16 protein-coding genes are annotated in these 17487 nt (G+C 44.1%); 8 read left to right on the plus strand and 8 right to left on the minus strand.

Annotation, left to right across the window (positions count from 1 at the left end; all coding sequences use genetic code 11):
- Positions 1–60: 60 nt before the first annotated feature.
- From L2W36_RS09060 to ihfA, 4 genes are all read left to right on the plus strand, one after another.
- On the plus strand, positions 61–756 hold the full coding sequence (locus L2W36_RS09060; protein ID WP_236109850.1) for a class I SAM-dependent DNA methyltransferase: 696 nt from the start codon (positions 61–63) through the stop codon (positions 754–756).
- Positions 757–948: 192 nt separating this feature from the next.
- Positions 949–1932 carry a phenylalanine--tRNA ligase subunit alpha gene (pheS, locus tag L2W36_RS09065; RefSeq protein ID WP_006070684.1) on the plus strand — a complete coding sequence of 328 codons (984 nt, stop codon included), beginning with the start codon at positions 949–951 and terminating at the stop codon, positions 1930–1932.
- A gap of 18 nt (positions 1933–1950) precedes the next feature.
- Positions 1951–4338, plus strand: coding sequence for a phenylalanine--tRNA ligase subunit beta (gene pheT, locus L2W36_RS09070; protein ID WP_062459621.1), 2388 nt, complete (start codon positions 1951–1953; stop codon positions 4336–4338).
- A gap of 521 nt (positions 4339–4859) precedes the next feature.
- Complete coding sequence (ihfA, locus tag L2W36_RS09075) at positions 4860–5153, plus strand: integration host factor subunit alpha (protein WP_006074250.1); 294 nt, start codon at positions 4860–4862, stop codon at positions 5151–5153.
- A 95-nt stretch (positions 5154–5248) separates the two neighbouring features.
- Here the strand turns inward: ihfA and L2W36_RS09080 are convergent, their stop codons facing one another.
- Positions 5249–6025: a RelA/SpoT domain-containing protein gene (locus L2W36_RS09080; RefSeq protein WP_236109851.1), complete on the minus strand. Its 777-nt coding sequence runs from the start codon at positions 6023–6025 to the stop codon at positions 5249–5251.
- A gap of 230 nt (positions 6026–6255) precedes the next feature.
- On the opposite strand from L2W36_RS09080, the gene L2W36_RS09085 reads away from it, so the two are divergent.
- Positions 6256–6909, plus strand: a complete 654-nt coding sequence (locus L2W36_RS09085) for a thiopurine S-methyltransferase (RefSeq protein WP_038230379.1) — start codon at positions 6256–6258, stop codon at positions 6907–6909.
- A 100-nt stretch (positions 6910–7009) separates the two neighbouring features.
- Here the strand turns inward: L2W36_RS09085 and L2W36_RS09090 are convergent, their stop codons facing one another.
- The 3 genes from L2W36_RS09090 to ppsA form a co-directional block, all read right to left on the minus strand.
- The gene (locus L2W36_RS09090; protein ID WP_062459627.1) at positions 7010–7381 is read right to left on the minus strand and encodes an STAS/SEC14 domain-containing protein; all 372 of its coding nucleotides are present in this window, start codon (positions 7379–7381) and stop codon (positions 7010–7012) included.
- A gap of 32 nt (positions 7382–7413) precedes the next feature.
- Positions 7414–8112 (minus strand): toxin-antitoxin system YwqK family antitoxin, encoded by a 699-nt coding sequence (locus L2W36_RS09095; RefSeq protein ID WP_006074245.1) that lies wholly within the window; start codon positions 8110–8112, stop codon positions 7414–7416.
- A gap of 218 nt (positions 8113–8330) precedes the next feature.
- Positions 8331–10724: a phosphoenolpyruvate synthase gene (gene ppsA, locus L2W36_RS09100; RefSeq protein ID WP_038230382.1), complete on the minus strand. Its 2394-nt coding sequence runs from the start codon at positions 10722–10724 to the stop codon at positions 8331–8333.
- A 154-nt stretch (positions 10725–10878) separates the two neighbouring features.
- Here ppsA and ppsR point away from each other — a divergent pair, with 154 nt between their 5' ends.
- Both ppsR and L2W36_RS09110 read left to right on the plus strand, forming a co-directional pair.
- A complete protein-coding gene (gene ppsR, locus L2W36_RS09105) occupies positions 10879–11712 on the plus strand; it encodes a posphoenolpyruvate synthetase regulatory kinase/phosphorylase PpsR (RefSeq protein ID WP_006074241.1) in 834 nt (277 codons plus the stop codon).
- A 78-nt stretch (positions 11713–11790) separates the two neighbouring features.
- Positions 11791–12432, plus strand: coding sequence for a TPR domain-containing protein (locus L2W36_RS09110; RefSeq protein WP_051868346.1), 642 nt, complete (start codon positions 11791–11793; stop codon positions 12430–12432).
- 28 nt (positions 12433–12460) lie between these two features.
- Here the strand turns inward: L2W36_RS09110 and L2W36_RS09115 are convergent, their stop codons facing one another.
- Both L2W36_RS09115 and L2W36_RS09120 read right to left on the minus strand, forming a co-directional pair.
- Positions 12461–13522: a 3-oxoacyl-ACP synthase III family protein gene (locus L2W36_RS09115; RefSeq protein ID WP_236109852.1), complete on the minus strand. Its 1062-nt coding sequence runs from the start codon at positions 13520–13522 to the stop codon at positions 12461–12463.
- A gap of 3 nt (positions 13523–13525) precedes the next feature.
- Positions 13526–14212 (minus strand): hypothetical protein, encoded by a 687-nt coding sequence (locus L2W36_RS09120; protein ID WP_062459642.1) that lies wholly within the window; start codon positions 14210–14212, stop codon positions 13526–13528.
- A 187-nt stretch (positions 14213–14399) separates the two neighbouring features.
- Between L2W36_RS09120 and L2W36_RS09125 the strand changes: the two genes are divergently transcribed.
- A complete protein-coding gene (locus L2W36_RS09125) occupies positions 14400–15188 on the plus strand; it encodes a ferredoxin--NADP reductase (RefSeq protein ID WP_006074233.1) in 789 nt (262 codons plus the stop codon).
- Between the two features lie 3 nt (positions 15189–15191).
- Here the strand turns inward: L2W36_RS09125 and L2W36_RS09130 are convergent, their stop codons facing one another.
- Positions 15192–15623: a hypothetical protein gene (locus L2W36_RS09130; protein ID WP_006074231.1), complete on the minus strand. Its 432-nt coding sequence runs from the start codon at positions 15621–15623 to the stop codon at positions 15192–15194.
- Positions 15624–15740: 117 nt separating this feature from the next.
- The gene (gene nrfA, locus L2W36_RS09135) at positions 15741–17156 is read right to left on the minus strand and encodes an ammonia-forming nitrite reductase cytochrome c552 subunit (protein ID WP_006074229.1); all 1416 of its coding nucleotides are present in this window, start codon (positions 17154–17156) and stop codon (positions 15741–15743) included.
- Positions 17157–17487 lie beyond the last annotated feature (331 nt).

Raw genomic sequence — 17487 nt, forward strand, 5'->3', positions numbered from 1 at the left:
TAACGGTAGATTGCGCGACCCGAATGTGGAATTAATGGTTTGATAGTTGGAGGTATTTATATGGGTGAAATGTATACAAAACATGCAGAAAAGTACGCAGATGCGATTGAAAATAACGCGTATAACGGCCTTTATGAGCGTCCTTCAACACTAGCTTTGGTGGGTGAGGTAAACAACAAAGCGGTATTGGACCTAGGGTGTGGTCCTGGTGTTTATGCGCAGCACTTTGTTAATCAGGGGGCGAAAGTAACCGCTGTCGATCTCTCGGAACAAATGATTCAAATTACTAAACAAAAACTAGGTGACGCTGTAACATGCTATGCGCAAGATCTATCTGATGGACTTCCTCAAGAAGCCGACGATAGTTATGATTTTGTTGTTTGCCCTTTAATGGTGCACTACCTTGAAGACTTGGTACCTCTTTTTAAAGAGGTACATCGTGTACTCAAACAAGGTGGACAGTTCATTTTCTCTACCCATCACCCACTTGTTGATTTTGAAGATGACGCTTTTAACAACTATTTTGCAGTAGAGCGTATCACTGAAGATTGGAATACCGTTGGCGAACCCGTAGAAGTTTCATTCTTTAGACGTTCGTTTACTAACTTGTTTGATAGCTTAGCTGAAAGTGGTTTTACTCTCGACAAGTTTTCCGAAGGTCAACCTGATCCCGCGATGAAAGAAGTATCACCTGAGACATTTGATAAACTTTCACGTCGTCCAAACTTCATTTTTATTCGCGCAAACGCGAATTAACCATTGCCGAATATCGGCAAATGGCCATCGTTTCCGGTGTGATTTCTGCTAAAAGGGCAAAAAACGAGTTTTTTTTGCCCAATAACCCGTTCAAATTACAAATCAATTTGGCATTAGCTGCGGGTTTTATTAGTATGTACAGCTATCAAAAAACACCCTTATGGATACTACCGGACGGTAGACGAGGAAACGATGCAACATCTAGAAGAGATCATTGCTAACGCGAGCGCAGCGATTGAAGCTGCAGACTCGCTAGTCGCACTTGACGAAGTGCGTGTTCAGTATCTAGGTAAGAAAGGTGAGCTAACCGCTCAACTTCAAAGCCTAGGTAAACTACCACCAGAAGAACGCCGCAGTGCTGGTCAAGAGATCAACAAAGCAAAAGGCGTAGTTCAACAAACGATCGCTGCTCGTAAAGATGCACTACAACGTGCTGAACTTGAAGCAAAACTTGCAGCAGAGACAATCGACGTTACACTACCAGGTCGTCGTATCGAGAACGGTGGTCTACACCCAGTTACTCGTACTGTTGAGCGTATTGAACAGTTCTTTGGTGAGCTAGGCTTTAACACTGAGTCTGGTCCAGAAATCGAAGATGCATTCCACAACTTCGATGCACTAAACATCGCAGAAGACCACCCAGCTCGTACTGACCACGATACTTTCTTCTTCAACCCAGATTTGATGCTACGTACTCACACGTCAGGCGTTCAAATTCGTACGATGGAAAATGGTAAACCACCATTCCGCTTCATCGCACCTGGTCGTGTTTATCGTAACGACTATGACCAAACTCATACACCAATGTTCCACCAAGTGGAAGGGATGCTAGTTGACGAGAATGTAAACTTCGCTCAGCTAAAGGGCATTCTGCATGACTTCCTATGCAACTTCTTCGAAGAGGAAGTTGAAGTTCGTTTCCGTCCATCTTATTTCCCATTCACCGAGCCTTCTGCTGAAGTAGACGTAAAAGGCAAGAACGGCAAGTGGCTTGAAGTTCTTGGCTGCGGCATGGTTCACCCGAACGTACTTCGTGCTGTTGGCATTGACCCTGAGAAATACTCTGGCTTCGCGTTTGGTATGGGCGTAGAGCGTCTGACAATGTTACGTTACGGCGTAAATGACCTGCGTGCGTTCTTCGAGAACGACCTTCGTTTCCTAAAACAGTTCAAGTAATCCAGAGGGTTCATCACAATGAAATTCAGCGAATCATGGCTTCGTGAGTGGGTAAGTCCTTCGGTTACGACTGACGAGCTTACGCACCAAATTACAATGGCTGGTCTTGAGGTAGACGACGTACTACCAGTAGCTGGCTCTTTCACTGGCGTTAAAGTAGGTAAAGTGGTTGAGTGTGGTCAACACCCAGACGCAGATAAACTACGTGTAACAAAAGTTGATGTTGGCGCAGAAGAACTGCTAGACATCGTTTGTGGCGCTCCTAACTGTCGTGAAGGTCTTAAAGTAGCAGTAGCAACCGTTGGTGCTGTCCTTCCAGGCGATTTTAAAATCAAGAAAGCGAAATTACGTGGTCAGCCTTCACACGGCATGCTTTGCTCATTCACTGAGTTGGGTATCGACGTTGAGTCTGACGGTATCATGGAACTTGCAGAAGACGCTGTTATCGGTACTGATTTCCGCGACTTCCTAGGTCTTGATGACGTAACGGTAGACGTAGACCTAACAGCTAACCGTGCAGACTGCTTCAGCATTCGTGGTTTAGCTCGTGAAGTAGGTGTTCTAAATCGTGCTGACGTGACAGAGCCAGCAGTAAACGCGGTTGAAGCGTCTATTGCAGATGTTGCTTCTATCGAAGTGAAAGCGCCAGCAGCGTGTCCTCGCTACCTAGGTCGTATCGTTAAGAACGTGAACGTTCAAGCTGAAACGCCACTGTGGATGCAAGAAAAACTGCGCCGTTGTGGTATTCGTTCAATCGATCCAGTCGTTGACATCACTAACTACGTTCTACTAGAGCAAGGCCAACCAATGCATGCATTCGATCTAGCGAAGATCGAAGGTGGCATCGTGGTACGTATGGCGGAACAAGGCGAGAAGCTAACACTTTTAGACGGTACTGAAGCAGAGCTTAACGCAGATACTCTAGTTGTTGCTGATCACAATAAAGCACTGGCAATTGCTGGTATCTTTGGTGGTGAAGAGTCTGGTGTTACCTCTGAAACTAAAGACGTTCTACTAGAATGTGCATTCTTCGCACCTGACCACATCCGTGGTCGTGCTCGTAGCTACGGTCTTCACACCGATTCTTCAATGCGTTTTGAACGTGGTGTGGATTTCGCACTTCAGACAGGTGCAATGGAGCGTGCAACAGAACTTCTTGTTGAAATCTGTGGCGGTGAAGTAGCACCAGTTGTTGGTGTAGAGTCAGAAGCTGACCTGCCAAAAGCAAACACAGTAGCACTGCGTCGCACTAAGCTAGATGCGCTACTTGGCCATCACATTGAAGATGCGGACGTTGTTGAAATCCTTGAGCGCTTAGGCTTGACTGTTGAAGCATCAGAGTCTGGTTGGACGGCAACAGCACCAACATGGCGTTTCGATATCGCTATCGAGCAGGACCTGATTGAAGAAGTTGGTCGTATCTACGGCTACGACAATATTCCAAACCAGCACCCAGCAGCAGCACTTAAGATGCACAACCATGTTGAAGCGGATCTGCCTCTCAAGCGTGTTCGTAACCTGCTTGTTGACCGCGGTTATCAAGAAGCCATCACTTATAGCTTCGTTGAACCAGAGCAGCAAAAGCTAATCGTTCCTGACGTTGAGCCACTCGTCTTGCCATTCCCAATTTCTGCGGAAATGTCAGCAATGCGTCTTGGGTTGATTCAGGGCCTACTTAACACGGTTGTTCACAACCAGAAGCGTCAGCAGCCACGTGTTCGCCTATTTGAGTACGGTTTACGTTTCATCCCTTGTGAAACTGCAGAAAACGGTATGCGCCAAGAGCCAATGCTTGCTGGTGTTATTGCTGGTACACGCAGCGAAGAGCATTGGGATATTGAAACTAACACAGTTGACTTCTTTGACCTTAAAGGCGACCTAGAAGCGATCCTAGAACTGTCAGCAAACGAGAAAGCATACTCATTTGCTGCAGCGAAACACCCAGCACTTCACCCAGGTCAGTCTGCGGCAATCGTCGTAGATGGCAAAGAAGTTGGTGTAATTGGTACTGTTCACCCAGAGCTTGAGCGTAAGTTTGGTCTTAATGGCCGTACTATCGTGTTCGAAATTGAATGGTCTGCAATTAACTCTAAAGTGATTCCAGAAGCGGTACAGCTTTCTAAGTTCCCTTCAAACCGTCGTGATATTGCAGTTGTTGTTGATGAAGCTGTAGCTTCAGGTGACATCGTTGCTGCGTGTCTAGAACAGGGTGGTGAGTTCTTGAAAGACGCGAAACTGTTCGATGTATACGTTGGTAAAGGTGTTGAAGAAGGCAAGAAGAGTCTTGCCATCGCACTAACGTTGCAATCAGTTGAACGTACTCTAGAAGACGCAGATATCGCTGGTGCGGTAGATACAATCGTTGCTCACGTATCTGAGAAGTTTGGTGCTTCACTGCGTGACTGATTATTAGTTATTCACTTAGCTAAGTGTTCGAAAAGCGAGTCAATTTAATTGGCTCGCTTTTTTTTGTTTAATCACATAGAACTGATGCAACCTAAAAATATAGCTCTTTATACACGAGATTGTATAACTTTCTGTCGAGCGGGTTAAACGTGTTTCATATTGACAGGCATCTGCAACTTACTGTTTTTATAAGATAAATGCTGTAAAACTGTGGTCTGCGTTAGGTATTTTGTAATTTGTTGTTATTTTATTTATATCTGATATATCGAAGATAATTGAAATATATGACTGCGGTTAAGCTCTGTGTGCTGTTGAAACTTTTGTTTTGTGCTATTAAAACGGTAACTTGCTAATAGATAAGAAAATATCCTGACATTTCCATGATATAAAAAAGTTGGCGAAAATCAGAAGGTTGGCTTACACTTTTCAAAGTTAGACCGTTATGTTGTTGATTGGTCAAACGAAATGTTTAGCGCTATCGCTGTGATAGTAAGGTTTAAATTAGCTTTGAGGGGAGTTTTATGGCGCTCACAAAAGCCGATCTGGCTGAGAACCTATTTGAGAAACTCGGATTCAGTAAAAGGGATGCCAAGGAAACGGTAGAAGTATTTTTTGAAGAAATCAGAAAATCACTCGAAAGTGGCGAACAGGTAAAACTGTCGGGTTTTGGTAATTTTGACTTGAGAGACAAGAATGAACGTCCTGGTCGAAATCCTAAGACTGGTGAAGATATTCCAATTTCTGCTCGACGCGTAGTTACATTCCGTCCCGGCCAAAAACTGAAGGCACGAGTCGAGAACATCAAAGTAGATTAAGTTCTTACTTTAGAAAACAAAAAGACCACAATATGTGGTCTTTTTGTTTTTTTGTCGATGAATTTACTCGTTAAAGAGTCAAGACTAAAGCGACACTATGCCGCTTTAATATTGGTAGTAATGTATGGCTGCCACGCATTTTGATAAAGCTCTAGAGATTGTCTTCTTAAGCTGGTGATTTGCGCAGTTTCAATATCGTTTAAGCTACGATCTTGTGAGGCTGCGTTGCGCTCGATGCCTTGAATTATCTCATAAAGATCATGCTCTGGACCGCTTTTCACGTCGGCAATGGCTTTCAAGTGAAGCTGAACTTCTGCAATGATTCCGGTCTTTGGAAGTTGAACCAAAATATTCAAGTCACGGTAGCCAGAAGGCGCAGGACTCTTGAAGCGGTTTTTAACACGAACGACTTTGGCTTCGCGATTGAGAGCTTCATAAGCACCAACAAGACCTTCAACATCATCGGCTACGATTGTGCCACGAGCTAAGTCGGTGATTTGAGTTACTTCACCATTAAGTTCAGTACGGATTTTTTCCTGTGCGCGGTCATAAGATTTCACGCCTGCGAAATAAGCGTCGGTACCAGTAAGTAGGGCGGTAGTTTTACACAGCGACTCTAATTCGTGCTGAGCTTGGTGGGCTTTGCTATACAAGATATCAAAGTCAGAGTGAGGTTGAAGTGCGTTGCTGTTAACAGCATCGATGCCATATAAGCCACTTAGGCTATGTTTGAATACAGATGGACAAACTTCGTTCTGTTCTTGGTTTCCTTTTGAAGTAGTTGAATCGGATTGATTAAGCGTTGCCGCAAATGCAGGTGCGCGGCTGAGTACCAATAGCATTAGTGCTGCGGTACGAAGAAACATGCTCATTCTCTCTCCTAGTTACGTTACGAAAACGGTATGCAAAAAGGACGATAACGTTCAGGAGTTGCACTACCTATAGTATGGGGACTAACTTACCGAACCCAACCTAAAAACACGAAACAGTGTCTGATGTGTGACCTAAGTCTCGCAATAAAGTTACCTTCAGAGGCATGACTTTTTGTCCTCATTCTGTAAACTCTACGTTAATGATTATCCACACCGAATATGAACGATAAATGAACGACTTTGAATTGTGGCATGATAAATGGGCATCGAATAAAATTGGCTTTCATCTGGAAGATGTGAACCCGTTACTTATCAAATACTGGAACCAAGTAAAACCAAACCGCACTGATGGTGTTTTTGTGCCGCTTTGTGGTAAATCTGAGGACCTTGTTTGGCTAGCACAGCGCCACGATAGCGTTCAAGGTGTAGAGCTCAGTCAGATCGCTGTGCGTGCCTTTTTTGCCGAGCATTTTTATACGCCAATGGTCACTCCAATTAATGGCCAATTTGAGTTGTATCAGTTTGACGAGTTAGATATCTACGTAGGTGACTATTTCACAGCTCCTATACGGCCTGTAGAGCTTATCTATGACCGTGCTGCACTTATCGCTATGCCGGAAGAGTTAAGAGCCTTATACGTTGAGAACTTGAAGCGTTCTCTAATGCCGGGTGGTCGAATCCTATTGATTACGCTTGATTATGTCCAAGCTGAAATGTCCGGGCCTCCGTTTAGTGTTCCGTCGAGTGAAGTAAAGGCGTACTTTGGTGAAGAATACCGTTTAACGTTGTTGGAACGAGATGAGGCAGACGATAATCATCGTCGCATAAAACAAGGCTTAACTCGATTTGCTGAAGAAGTTTGGCTTATTGAGCACCTAGATTAATGAGTGCAAGCAGTTTACCCTGACCAAGAAAGCCAGACCCTAAGGATCTGGCTTTTTATTTACTGTCTGTGAGCTGTCAACGATCTTATGTTGAACGCGACTACTTGGGAGCTTGAATCCAGTTCCAAGCTTGTTCAAAGTCGGCTGAGGCGAATGCTTTTTCTTGAATATCAAACATTCGAGCGATAATAGCATCCGCATTCACCAACCAAGTAATAACCTTGCTGTCAGCAACGATTGCTACTTTTTCGATTCGTTTTAGATTTGTCAGTGTCCAGACAATGTCCTTAAATCCTGCCGCAAGCGACCAGTTAGCACTTTCATCAAGTATTGCCATCACACTAATTCTTTCATGTTCTGCCAATAGCTTGTCTACCTCAGCGATAATGTGTTTTTCTTGCACTAAATCGACGTTGTCATCAAATTCAATGACCAGTATATCTGGGCGTGGTGATGGTAGGGTAGTAAACATAAGCATCTCCTCCGAAAGGCTAAACTGATGGATTAGGATTTATTATCAAACCAATGCTGTTCAGAGACCATCTTGTTATCTTTGACGGTTACTTCATATTGTTTCTGTCCATCAGGTGCGTATTTGGTCACGATGCCATCATTGATGTCACCTTGATCGTAAGTTGCTTCGTAAGCTTTATTTCCATTTGGATAGTAGCTAATGGCTAGACCGTCTTTCTTGCCTGAATCATAGTTTTCAACTGATCGTGGTTGGCCATTCTCATACCAAGAAGATAACTTACCTTGCAGTTCGCCATCATCATACTTCGCTGAGACAAGTTTTTGACCATTATAGGACCACTCATCGAAAGCGCCATTTAATACGCCTCCTTTGTATTCAGCATCGACTTTCAACTGTCCATTTTCATACCACTGTTTCCAATCTCCGTCTGCGAGACCATCTTTGTAATTGATAGTAGAAGAGACCTGGCCATTTGGATAGTAAGTGGTTTCTGCACCTACGGCTTTACCGTTAGCAAATCGAACATGAAGTGCGTTTTGCCCGGAGTTATATTTGCGTGTAAGTTCACCGGTGAAAGGTGTGGTTTCGTTTACTTGGTAAGCGATACCGTTTCTAACTTGAACGTAGTCAACGGAATTTTCAGTATCTTGGGCAGTTGACTCGGTGGCATAAGCACCAACAGATACACAGGTAAGTACACCCGCAACAATTGCAATGGATTTTCTCATAGCGTTACCTCATATGTAGAGCTTTGGTCTGCCTATCCAGAATAGGCTTGAGATAGCGCAATTAAAAAGTGAAAAAGTCGACAAGTATTATTGCAAAAATAAAACGGAACCTTTGGTTAAAACACGTGACTAACGTGCTCAAAACTAACCAAAACAGGCATTCTGCTAACAAAAAAGCCAGAGCAAACGGCTCTGGCTTAGTCATAACGTGCAGCTATTTATTGCTTAGCAACATTACCCAATTTCAACCAGGTATCAATAACAGTATCTGGGTTCAGGGATACTGAGCTGATGCCTTGTTCCATTAGCCATTCTGCTAAATCGTCATGGTCGGAAGGACCTTGACCACAGATGCCGACATATTTGCCAGCTTGTGTTGCTGCATCGATAGCCATTTTCAACATCGCTTTGACTGCTGGGTTACGTTCGTCAAACAGATGTGCCACGTCTCCAGAATCTCGGTCTAAGCCAAGTGTTAATTGTGTCATATCGTTTGAACCGATGGAGAAGCCGTCAAAATACTTAAGGAATTCGTCAGCTAAAACTGCGTTTGAAGGTAGTTCACACATCATAATGACCTTAAGACCTTGTTCTCCACGGCGCAGTTCAAACTTAGCCAGTAAGTCGATAACTTGGGCAGCTTCACTTGGTGTTCGCACGAATGGAATCATGATTTCAACGTTCTTTAGGCCCATTTCATTGCGTACACGTTTTAATGCGCGAGTTTCTAACTCAAAGCAATCTTCGAATACCGGTGAAATGTAGCGAGACGCACCGCGGAAGCCAAGCATAGGGTTTTCTTCGTGTGGTTCAAATGCTTTACCACCGACGAGGTTGCTGTATTCATTCGACTTAAAGTCAGACATACGAACAATCACACGTTTAGGCCAGAAAGCAGCGGCAATCGTAGCAATACCTTCAGTGAGTTTGCTCACATAGAAATCGATCGGGTCATCGTAGCCGCGAATGCGCTGAGTAATTTCAGCTTGTAGCTCTGGAGATTGCTGGTCGAAGTTAAGTAGGGCTTTCGGGTGAATCCCTATCATTTTGTTAATGATAAACTCAAGACGCGCTAGACCTACGCCCTCATTAGGGATTTGAGCGAAGTCAAAGGCACGATCTGGGTTACCAACGTTCATCATTACTTTGGTCGGTAGAAGAGGCAATTCGTCAACGGCTGAGCGTCGTACTTCAAACTCAAGCTCTCCCTGATAAACGTAGCCCGTTTCGCCTTCTGAACAAGAAACAGTTACGGTCGCGCCATCGGCAAGGCTATCTGTTGCGTTACCACAACCAACGATAGCTGGGATACCTAGTTCACGAGCGATGATTGCAGCGTGGCAAGTACGGCCGCCTCGGTTGGTGACAATTGCAGAGGCCTTTTTCATGACAGGTTCCCAATCAGGGTCGGTCATGTCAGTCACTAGCACGTCTCCTTCTTGAACCAGTGACATTTGGTCAAGTGAATCGACCAATCTAACTGGACCTGTACCGATGCGTTGGCCAATAGCTCGGCCTTCGACTAACACGTCTGCTTTGTTGTTCAGTTGGAAACGTTCGATGACATTTTGTTCACTTTGAGAGCATACTGTTTCTGGGCGTGCCTGAACGATGTAGAGCTTGCCATCAATGCCATCTTTTGCCCATTCAATGTCCATTGGACGCTGGTAGTGCTTTTCGATGATCATCGCTTGTTTAGCAAGTTCTTTGATTTCTTCATCAGTTAGCGAGAACTGGTTACGCTCTGCATCAGACGTGTCAATGATGTCGACCTGTTTACCAATTTCTTGATTGTTGGAGTACACCATTTTAATGAGTTTGGAGCCGAAGGTCTTTTTAACAATCGGCGCTTGTCCTTGTTCAAGAAGCGGTTTGTGGACGTAAAACTCATCTGGGTTAACGGCGCCTTGAACGACCATCTCACCTAGACCCCAAGCCGATGTAATGAACACGACTTGGTCAAAGCCAGATTCAGTATCTAAGGTGAACATCACGCCGGATGATGCTTGATCAGAACGCACCATACGCTGAATACCAGCCGATAGTGAGATACCGCGGTGGTCAAAACCTTGATGGACACGATACGAAATCGCACGGTCATTAAATAGCGAAGCGTATACGTGTTTAGTAGCTTCAAGAACGGCCTCGATGCCTTTTACATTTAAGAATGTTTCTTGCTGGCCAGCAAATGAGGCATCTGGTAAGTCTTCCGCAGTCGCAGAAGAGCGAACTGCTACAGATAGCTCTGTGTTACCTTCAATGAGTTCTTGGTAATTTTCTCTAATGTCCTGCTCTAGGTCAGCAGGGAATGGGGCTTCTAATACCCATTGACGGATGGTTGCGCCTGTCTTACGCAGTGCGTCAACATCATCAACATCAAGTTCGTCTAGTAGGCCATGAATGCGCTCATCCAATCCTTCGAAATCGAGGAACTGGTTGAAGGCATAAGACGTCGTCGCAAAGCCATTCGGTACTGACACTCCCGCATTAGCAAGATTGGAAACCATCTCGCCCAGTGAAGCATTCTTACCGCCGACCTTATCGACATCGTCCATGGACAGGCCATTGAACCAAAGGGTGTTGTTTTGTTGCATGTCTATCTCCAGAAACATTGCAGCTGTAGGATATAGCAATCGATTACGTATTCAGTAAAAAAATAGTTAACTATTTTTCAAAACTGTGGGGGAACGTTATTGAATGCTAGGGTTTGTTATCGATATTATGTAATGCATCCTACTTAAATTTTTTTGAAAAATTAAATAAAAAATGAAAAATAATGGTCAAAGTCGTGACGTGTTCTACGTTTCTGACGGAACAGCGATTACTTGCGAGACATTGGGACACGTGGTTTTAGGACAGTTTCCGTTCACTGCGAATGAGAAAACGTTTCCATTTGTCGAAAGCGCACATAAGCTTGATGAACTCATTAGGGAAATTAATCAATCTTATGAACGCAACGGTGTAAAACCGTTAGTGTTTTTCTCCATTGTTGTACCTGAAATTCGCACAGGTCTTATGCAGTCTTCTGCGTATTGCTACGATGTGTTGGAAAGTATAGTGGCGCAAGTGAAGGACGATTTGCAGCTAGAACCGAAACCTAAATTGCAACGTTCTCACAGCGTGGGGAAGGATACGGATAAGTACTTTGATCGTATTGCAGCAATTGAATATACCCTTGCTCACGACGATGGGATTTCACTCAAGAACCTTGATCAAGCTGATATAATACTGCTCGGTGTCTCTCGTAGCGGCAAAACACCAACAAGTCTTTATCTAGCCATGCAATTCGGTTTGCGTGTGGTGAATTATCCTTTTATCGATGACGATATTAAGCGTCTTCGATTGATGCCAGAATTTGAAATTCATCGTCACAAACTGTTTGGTTTAACCATTGATCCTGAGCGTTTAACTGAAATACGAGAAAATCGATTGGCAGGCAGTGATTACGCAAGTACTGAGCAGTGTCTTCAAGAGCTGGCAAGTGTGGAGTCTTTATTTAGACGAGAAGCAATTCCGTACATCAATACGTCTTCATTATCCGTTGAAGAAATTTCAACCAGAATCCTCGAAAGAGCTGGGCTAAAACGCCGAGTGTTCTAGAAAACGACCACGAACTCACAGTGAATCTTAACGGGAACCGATATAATGTCGGTTCTTTTTTATCTTGAGTAACAAGCATTGTCCTTCAATATCTATCTATTCGCTTTACTTTGCGGCATTGTCGTTTTCATTATCGCGTTGCTGAGTCTAAAAAGCCTAGGTAGCCGTAAACAACGTTTTTTGTTTTCTGCTGCCGCTAGCGTCCTCGTCTGTGGTATTTCTTTGGGTATTTGGTCACAAATGCGCAATACACTCCCTGAGCTCGAACTTGCTGCACCATTTAAAAATGGTGAATCCATGATGCAAGAACTGCAGCAAGCACTAAAACAGAACCCTAATGATGCGAAAGATTGGTTTAGGTTAGGGCAGCTTTATATGCAAAGCTCTGAGTTTGATGCGGCGATTACTTGTTTTGACTACTCAATTCGACTGTCTGAGACCCCTTACGCTGGTCAGTATGCGGCAATAGCGACGGCGAAGTACTTTGATGAGTCGCAAACGATCACCCCTGAAGTGCAGCAGTTTCTTGATAAAGCACTCGAAATGGATGAGTACAACGACACCGCATTGCTACTTGTTGCGTCTGACTATTTTCTACATTCAGAACACAACAAAGCGATTGAAATTTGGACGAAAATCCTTGATTCCAATCGACCAGGGATTGATAGAGCGGCTATTATTGAGAAAATTAATCAAGCGAAACGCATGAGCGGCAACTAAATACTTACTGGTAATAATCTTTAGAGCCTCAACTTTTGTGCGTATAGATAAAGCCACCATACATATATTTGGTGGCCTCTGCGCCTAGAATAACGACCTTACTTCCCGCCCTAAGCTTGTCGCGATGAACTAGATTCGAAAAACTACACCAAATTGCAGCAGAGCCCAGATTTCCCCAATGTTTAGCATCATTGATGATCTTACTCGGGTCTATATCCAAAGCTTCAGCCAGCATACTATCGATTCGCCCACTTGCTTGGTGGGGGATGATGTAGTCAAAATCGTCCAACTCAAAACCTTGCTCTCTCAGCGCGAGAATACTCGCTTGAAACAAGGCTTCGCCACTTTTACGGACATCGGTTGCGCTATGATGAAAGCGCGCCTTTCCCGCTTGAGTGTAAACAGATGCAGAGCCGCCGTCGAGAGATAAACCCGGTGACTTATCTATACCAATTTGACCAGTGAAACAGTGCGATATCGTACCTATTCCTTCGCTTGTCTCAGGTCCAATAATGACCCCTCCAGCACCGTCTCCCATTTGCATGTAATTCACCAATTGAGACTGGTCGAGAAAACCTTTGTCGTAATCGAAATACACTGACCCTGTTTCGCTACCCACGATGGCGATGGGTTTGTTGAGCATAGCAAGGCGCGGAATGGCGATTTGTAAAGCACTTGCGAAACCAGTACAAGCTTGTCGCAGTTCCATAAACGGACCTTGGTATCGAAGCTTTTCGGCTACCCATGCGATGTTGGGAGGAAGCTGAGTGTCTGGCGTTGTCGTATGGCCAATAAGATAATCAATATCAGAGAGAGTATGTTGAGAGTTTGCGAGCAAATCTTTAATGGTATGAACTGCAAGATCAGAGTTGCTCGGATTTGGCTCGCTAGTATGAGTCTGAATGCTGCGTGAAAAATGACGACCTTCAATGCCTAGAAAAGGCACTATCCTTGCTGCCACTCTGGCAAAGCGTTTTCCGGAAAGTTGCTCAAGTGCTCCGAGTAGTTCCCCATTTGATAAGTGTTGTTCGGGAAATTGATGGCTGGCGGCAAGCAGTGAAACGCGCCCGGGTAGAAAAGTTGCAGTCATAAATTATCCCTCTTTAGTCTCGAAAATCATGTCTAGATTTACTCCAAGTACTTCAAACGCGTCACGTTCGGTATTGAGTAGCTCATATAGCTTGTCTGAGATGTTGATGTTCAGCTCACGCCATCGAGATTTATCGTATCCAAGTTCTATGGCGTGAAGCTTCGATACAGAGACATGCCTGGCCTCATCCTGTTTGATGGCGCGGCAAAGGAGAGTAAAAGGATGATGTGGTCCCAAAGAGCCTTTCTCAATAAACAGCATCAACTTACACACTAGGGCATCCAAACAAGCGATTTGAGCAAAGTGCTCTTCGAATGTTTTTCTTGCTCCCAATGAGGCAAAGAATCGCTGGCTGCGTCTTTTTATTGCAAGTATATCTGCAGGTTCTTCAATTTGATGACGAACCCACTCTAGAGCCTCTTCATGGTATTTCTCATCGGCAACGATACGCTCAAAATCGTTGGCGGCAATTGCTAAGGGACTTTCTTTTTGCCTCACTGATTCGTTGTAAAACACCCATTGAGAAGATTGTTCACCACATACTAGCAATGGCAAAAGGCGTGAAAGTGCCTTGCGTTCCATGTCGGTAAATTCAAGTAGTCGATGTTGGTATTCGTGCAACCAGTAGCGAACTGGACTTTCGCTAGGCACATCTAGTGGCACAGCTGGAAAACAAGGTTTCATGGTCACTAACACATCCTTTTTACGACACACAATATAGTTAGACCGGAAAGTTGAGAATTTCTTTCATCTGTTATTTAAATCTATGATGAAATGGTTCGAAAGTCCTAATTCCCTCATAAACTGTAGTTTAAATTTTGTCGGATTTAGCTCTATGATGAACAGAAGCTTATGTTTTCTTCATCGGAGGTAAAGTATGGCGAACATAGATAATGTGTTGGTTCCTAACGGTTTGGTTGAAGGGCGTGTACTCGCTAAGAAGCAGTGGACAGAAAAGCTCTTCAGCCTTGAAGTGGCAGCATCGATAGAGACTTATGTCGCTGGTCAGTTTACTAAATTGGGTTTACTGAACTCAGACGGCGAATGGGTTCGTCGAGCTTATTCTATGGTGAATCACCCGAAACATCCTTATGGCAAAGATCATCTGGAGTTTCTCATCATTGCCGATGACAACGGTCAACTGTCGCCGAAATTAAACGACCTAGAGGTGGGAGACAAACTGTTTGTCGGTAAACAGCCTTCGGGTTTTATGACTCTAGAAGAAATACCGGATTATGCCAAAGCGCTTTGGATGCTCTCTACCGGTACGGCGATTGGTCCCTTTCTCTCTATTTTAGAAGATGACTCGATTGCCAAACGCTTTGATAGCATCGTTCTTGTCCACGCCGTCCGAACCCAAAGTGAATTAGTATACTCAGACTCTATCGAATGCGCGAAAAACGCGTTGGGCGACAAGTTTCATTTCGTTTCTGTGGTGTCAAGAGAAGCGCATCCCACTAGTCTTAGAGGTCGAATTCCCGAGTTACTACTTAATAGGGAGGTTCAGAAACAGGTGGGCTTAGCGCTGAGTGCGCCAGACAGCTTTGTATATATTTGTGGAAACCCTGCAATGGTCAAAGATACAAGTGAGACACTGCTAGAGCTAGGACTTACTAAACATCTGCGTCGTAAGCCGGGTAATTTTGCGAGTGAAAATTACTGGTAGCCACTAATAGGTGTAGCCTACACCAAAGTAAGCAGCCTCAAGACCGGTGTTATAACCTACATCAGCGGTGAAACCGGTGACGCCAGTTTTAAACAACAATCCAATATTGCCATTAAAACGGAGTGATGAGTCATAAGTTTTGATTGGAGAACCATTGAACTGCTCTTCGCTTCGGTTGGCAATTCCGGCACCAACATAACCGACAAAATTCTCACTCAAAGATTTTACTAGACCCACATTAAGAGCGAAATCATCATTGTTAGGGCCCGTTCCACCAGCCAAGTTGCTGTAAAAGCCGAAGCTTAAATTACGATCGTGATAAAGACCTACGCCAAAACCACCGTCACTAGTTGTGCCGACAGAAACGCTGTTGTAAGTGCCTGCAAGTAGGGGAGAGCTTACTACGCAGAGAACAAGTGCGAGATGCTTTTTCATAGAGCGCCAATTTAGGTGTCTGATAGTCATAGACTTAATGGTAGCAAAAAGCCCCAACTAAGTGGTTGGGGCTTTAACTAATAATCGAATAGATCACAGAATCATATTAGTGAAATATTAGTACTTCGCTTCTCTTGCTTCTGCTTCTTTGTCCCACTCAGGTACGACGGTTTCTAAGAAGTGTTGTTTCTCAGCGTTCATCTTATCCATATCCATACCTAATGCTGCTTGAGCTTTCTCTTTAGTTGAGATATCAGGGATTTCTACCGGATCAGTGATGCCTTTCTTAGCAAGCAGTCGGATAAGTTTCGCACGTGCATCTGCTGCTTTGTCTACTGATGTACCAAGCACCTCAAGTGCCACTTCTGGAGCGTGCATATGCACACCATGAGAAGCGATGGCATAGTCCCAGCGCCATTGTGCATGACGAATATCCATCAAGATAGGTTTCATCTCTTCTTCTGTCGCACCTGCATCCCATGCAGCACCAGCTTCAAAGTGAGCGGCAACGATTTGCTTTTCAGCGGTAAGCTTCATATTAAGAACCTGAGCTTTGCGCGTTGAAACGATGCCTTGTAATTGCTCTTTCGTTTGAGTGTGACAATTAGCACAAGTATCTTCGAAGCGATCAAATGGGTTACCAACTTTGTGGTCAGTAAAGACCGTACCATCTTCTTTGGTCACTTTAGGCATATGACAGTCAACACAGACTACACCGTTCTTACCGTGGATACCATCACGCCAAGTTTCGTATCCTGGGTGTTGAGCTTTTAGCATTGGCGCTTTAGAAACAGCATGTTGCCAATCTTTGAAGTTCAATGCATCGTAGTACTCTTCCATTTCACCAACAGTTGTTCCCATATCCCACGGGAACTTAACCGCTTTCGTTGGGCCAGTGAAGTAGTACTCTACGTGACACTGAGCACAGACAGATGCTTGCTGGTCTAAGCGAGATTGTTCGTCAAACTTCTTGCCAATAGCTTCGAATGCACGTTCTACATACGGCTTTGCGATTGCCAATGCAGGCTCGCCGTTTTTAAACGCGTCACTCCGAGTATCGTGACAGTCAGCGCAGCCTATAGGGTTAGAGATTTCTGCACCTAGTCTTGCCCATTTGCCTTCAAAGTAGCCATCTTCGCCACGTTCATCGATCACACGACCAACATCTGGGCTTTTACAGCTCCAACATGCCATCGGCATAGGGCCTGATTTAGGATCTGTTGGACCGCCTGTTCTCAGTGTTTGTCTTACATCGTCTAACGCATAAAAGTGACCGCGCGCCTTATTATAGTCTTTAGCAAAGCCATAGCCTGCCCATAGGATGACCATATTAGGGTCATGCGCTAACGCATCTTCTATTTCTTCACTTTCACTTGTTTCTTTCCACGTTTTATATTGATCGGGATGATCTTTTTCGTATGCTTGATTTCGAGGGTCAATCAACCCTTCTTCTGATGCTGCATAAGCTGGCACACTCGCGGCGCCTAATAGAGCTATTGCAGCAACGGAACTTAGAATCCAGTGCTTTTTCACAGTGTTATCTCCATATTCTAATTTTTGAAATGCGTTGTGGGGCTATTTCCCTAAATAAGATTTGGAGACGTCTTATCTTATTAAGACCTGTTAATATTAGCTCATATCCATTAATACTTAATTACATGTCGGGGCGTTTACTGTTTTAGATCAATTTATCTAAGTGATTGAGTTCACATCTATTTTCAACTAACCCTAAAGGGGTATGCGTCCTTATTTGTGATGATATTAATTATCATTTTTAAATGGAAGTTATGTAAAAATTCACACACAAACATTAGTGATATTGCTCACTAATTACCTCTAAAGTGATAGGCAAATAACACATCGG

The sequence above is a fragment of the Vibrio sp. McD22-P3 genome (assembly GCF_021568915.1).
GTDB classification, from domain to species: Bacteria; Pseudomonadota; Gammaproteobacteria; order Enterobacterales; family Vibrionaceae; genus Vibrio; species Vibrio mediterranei.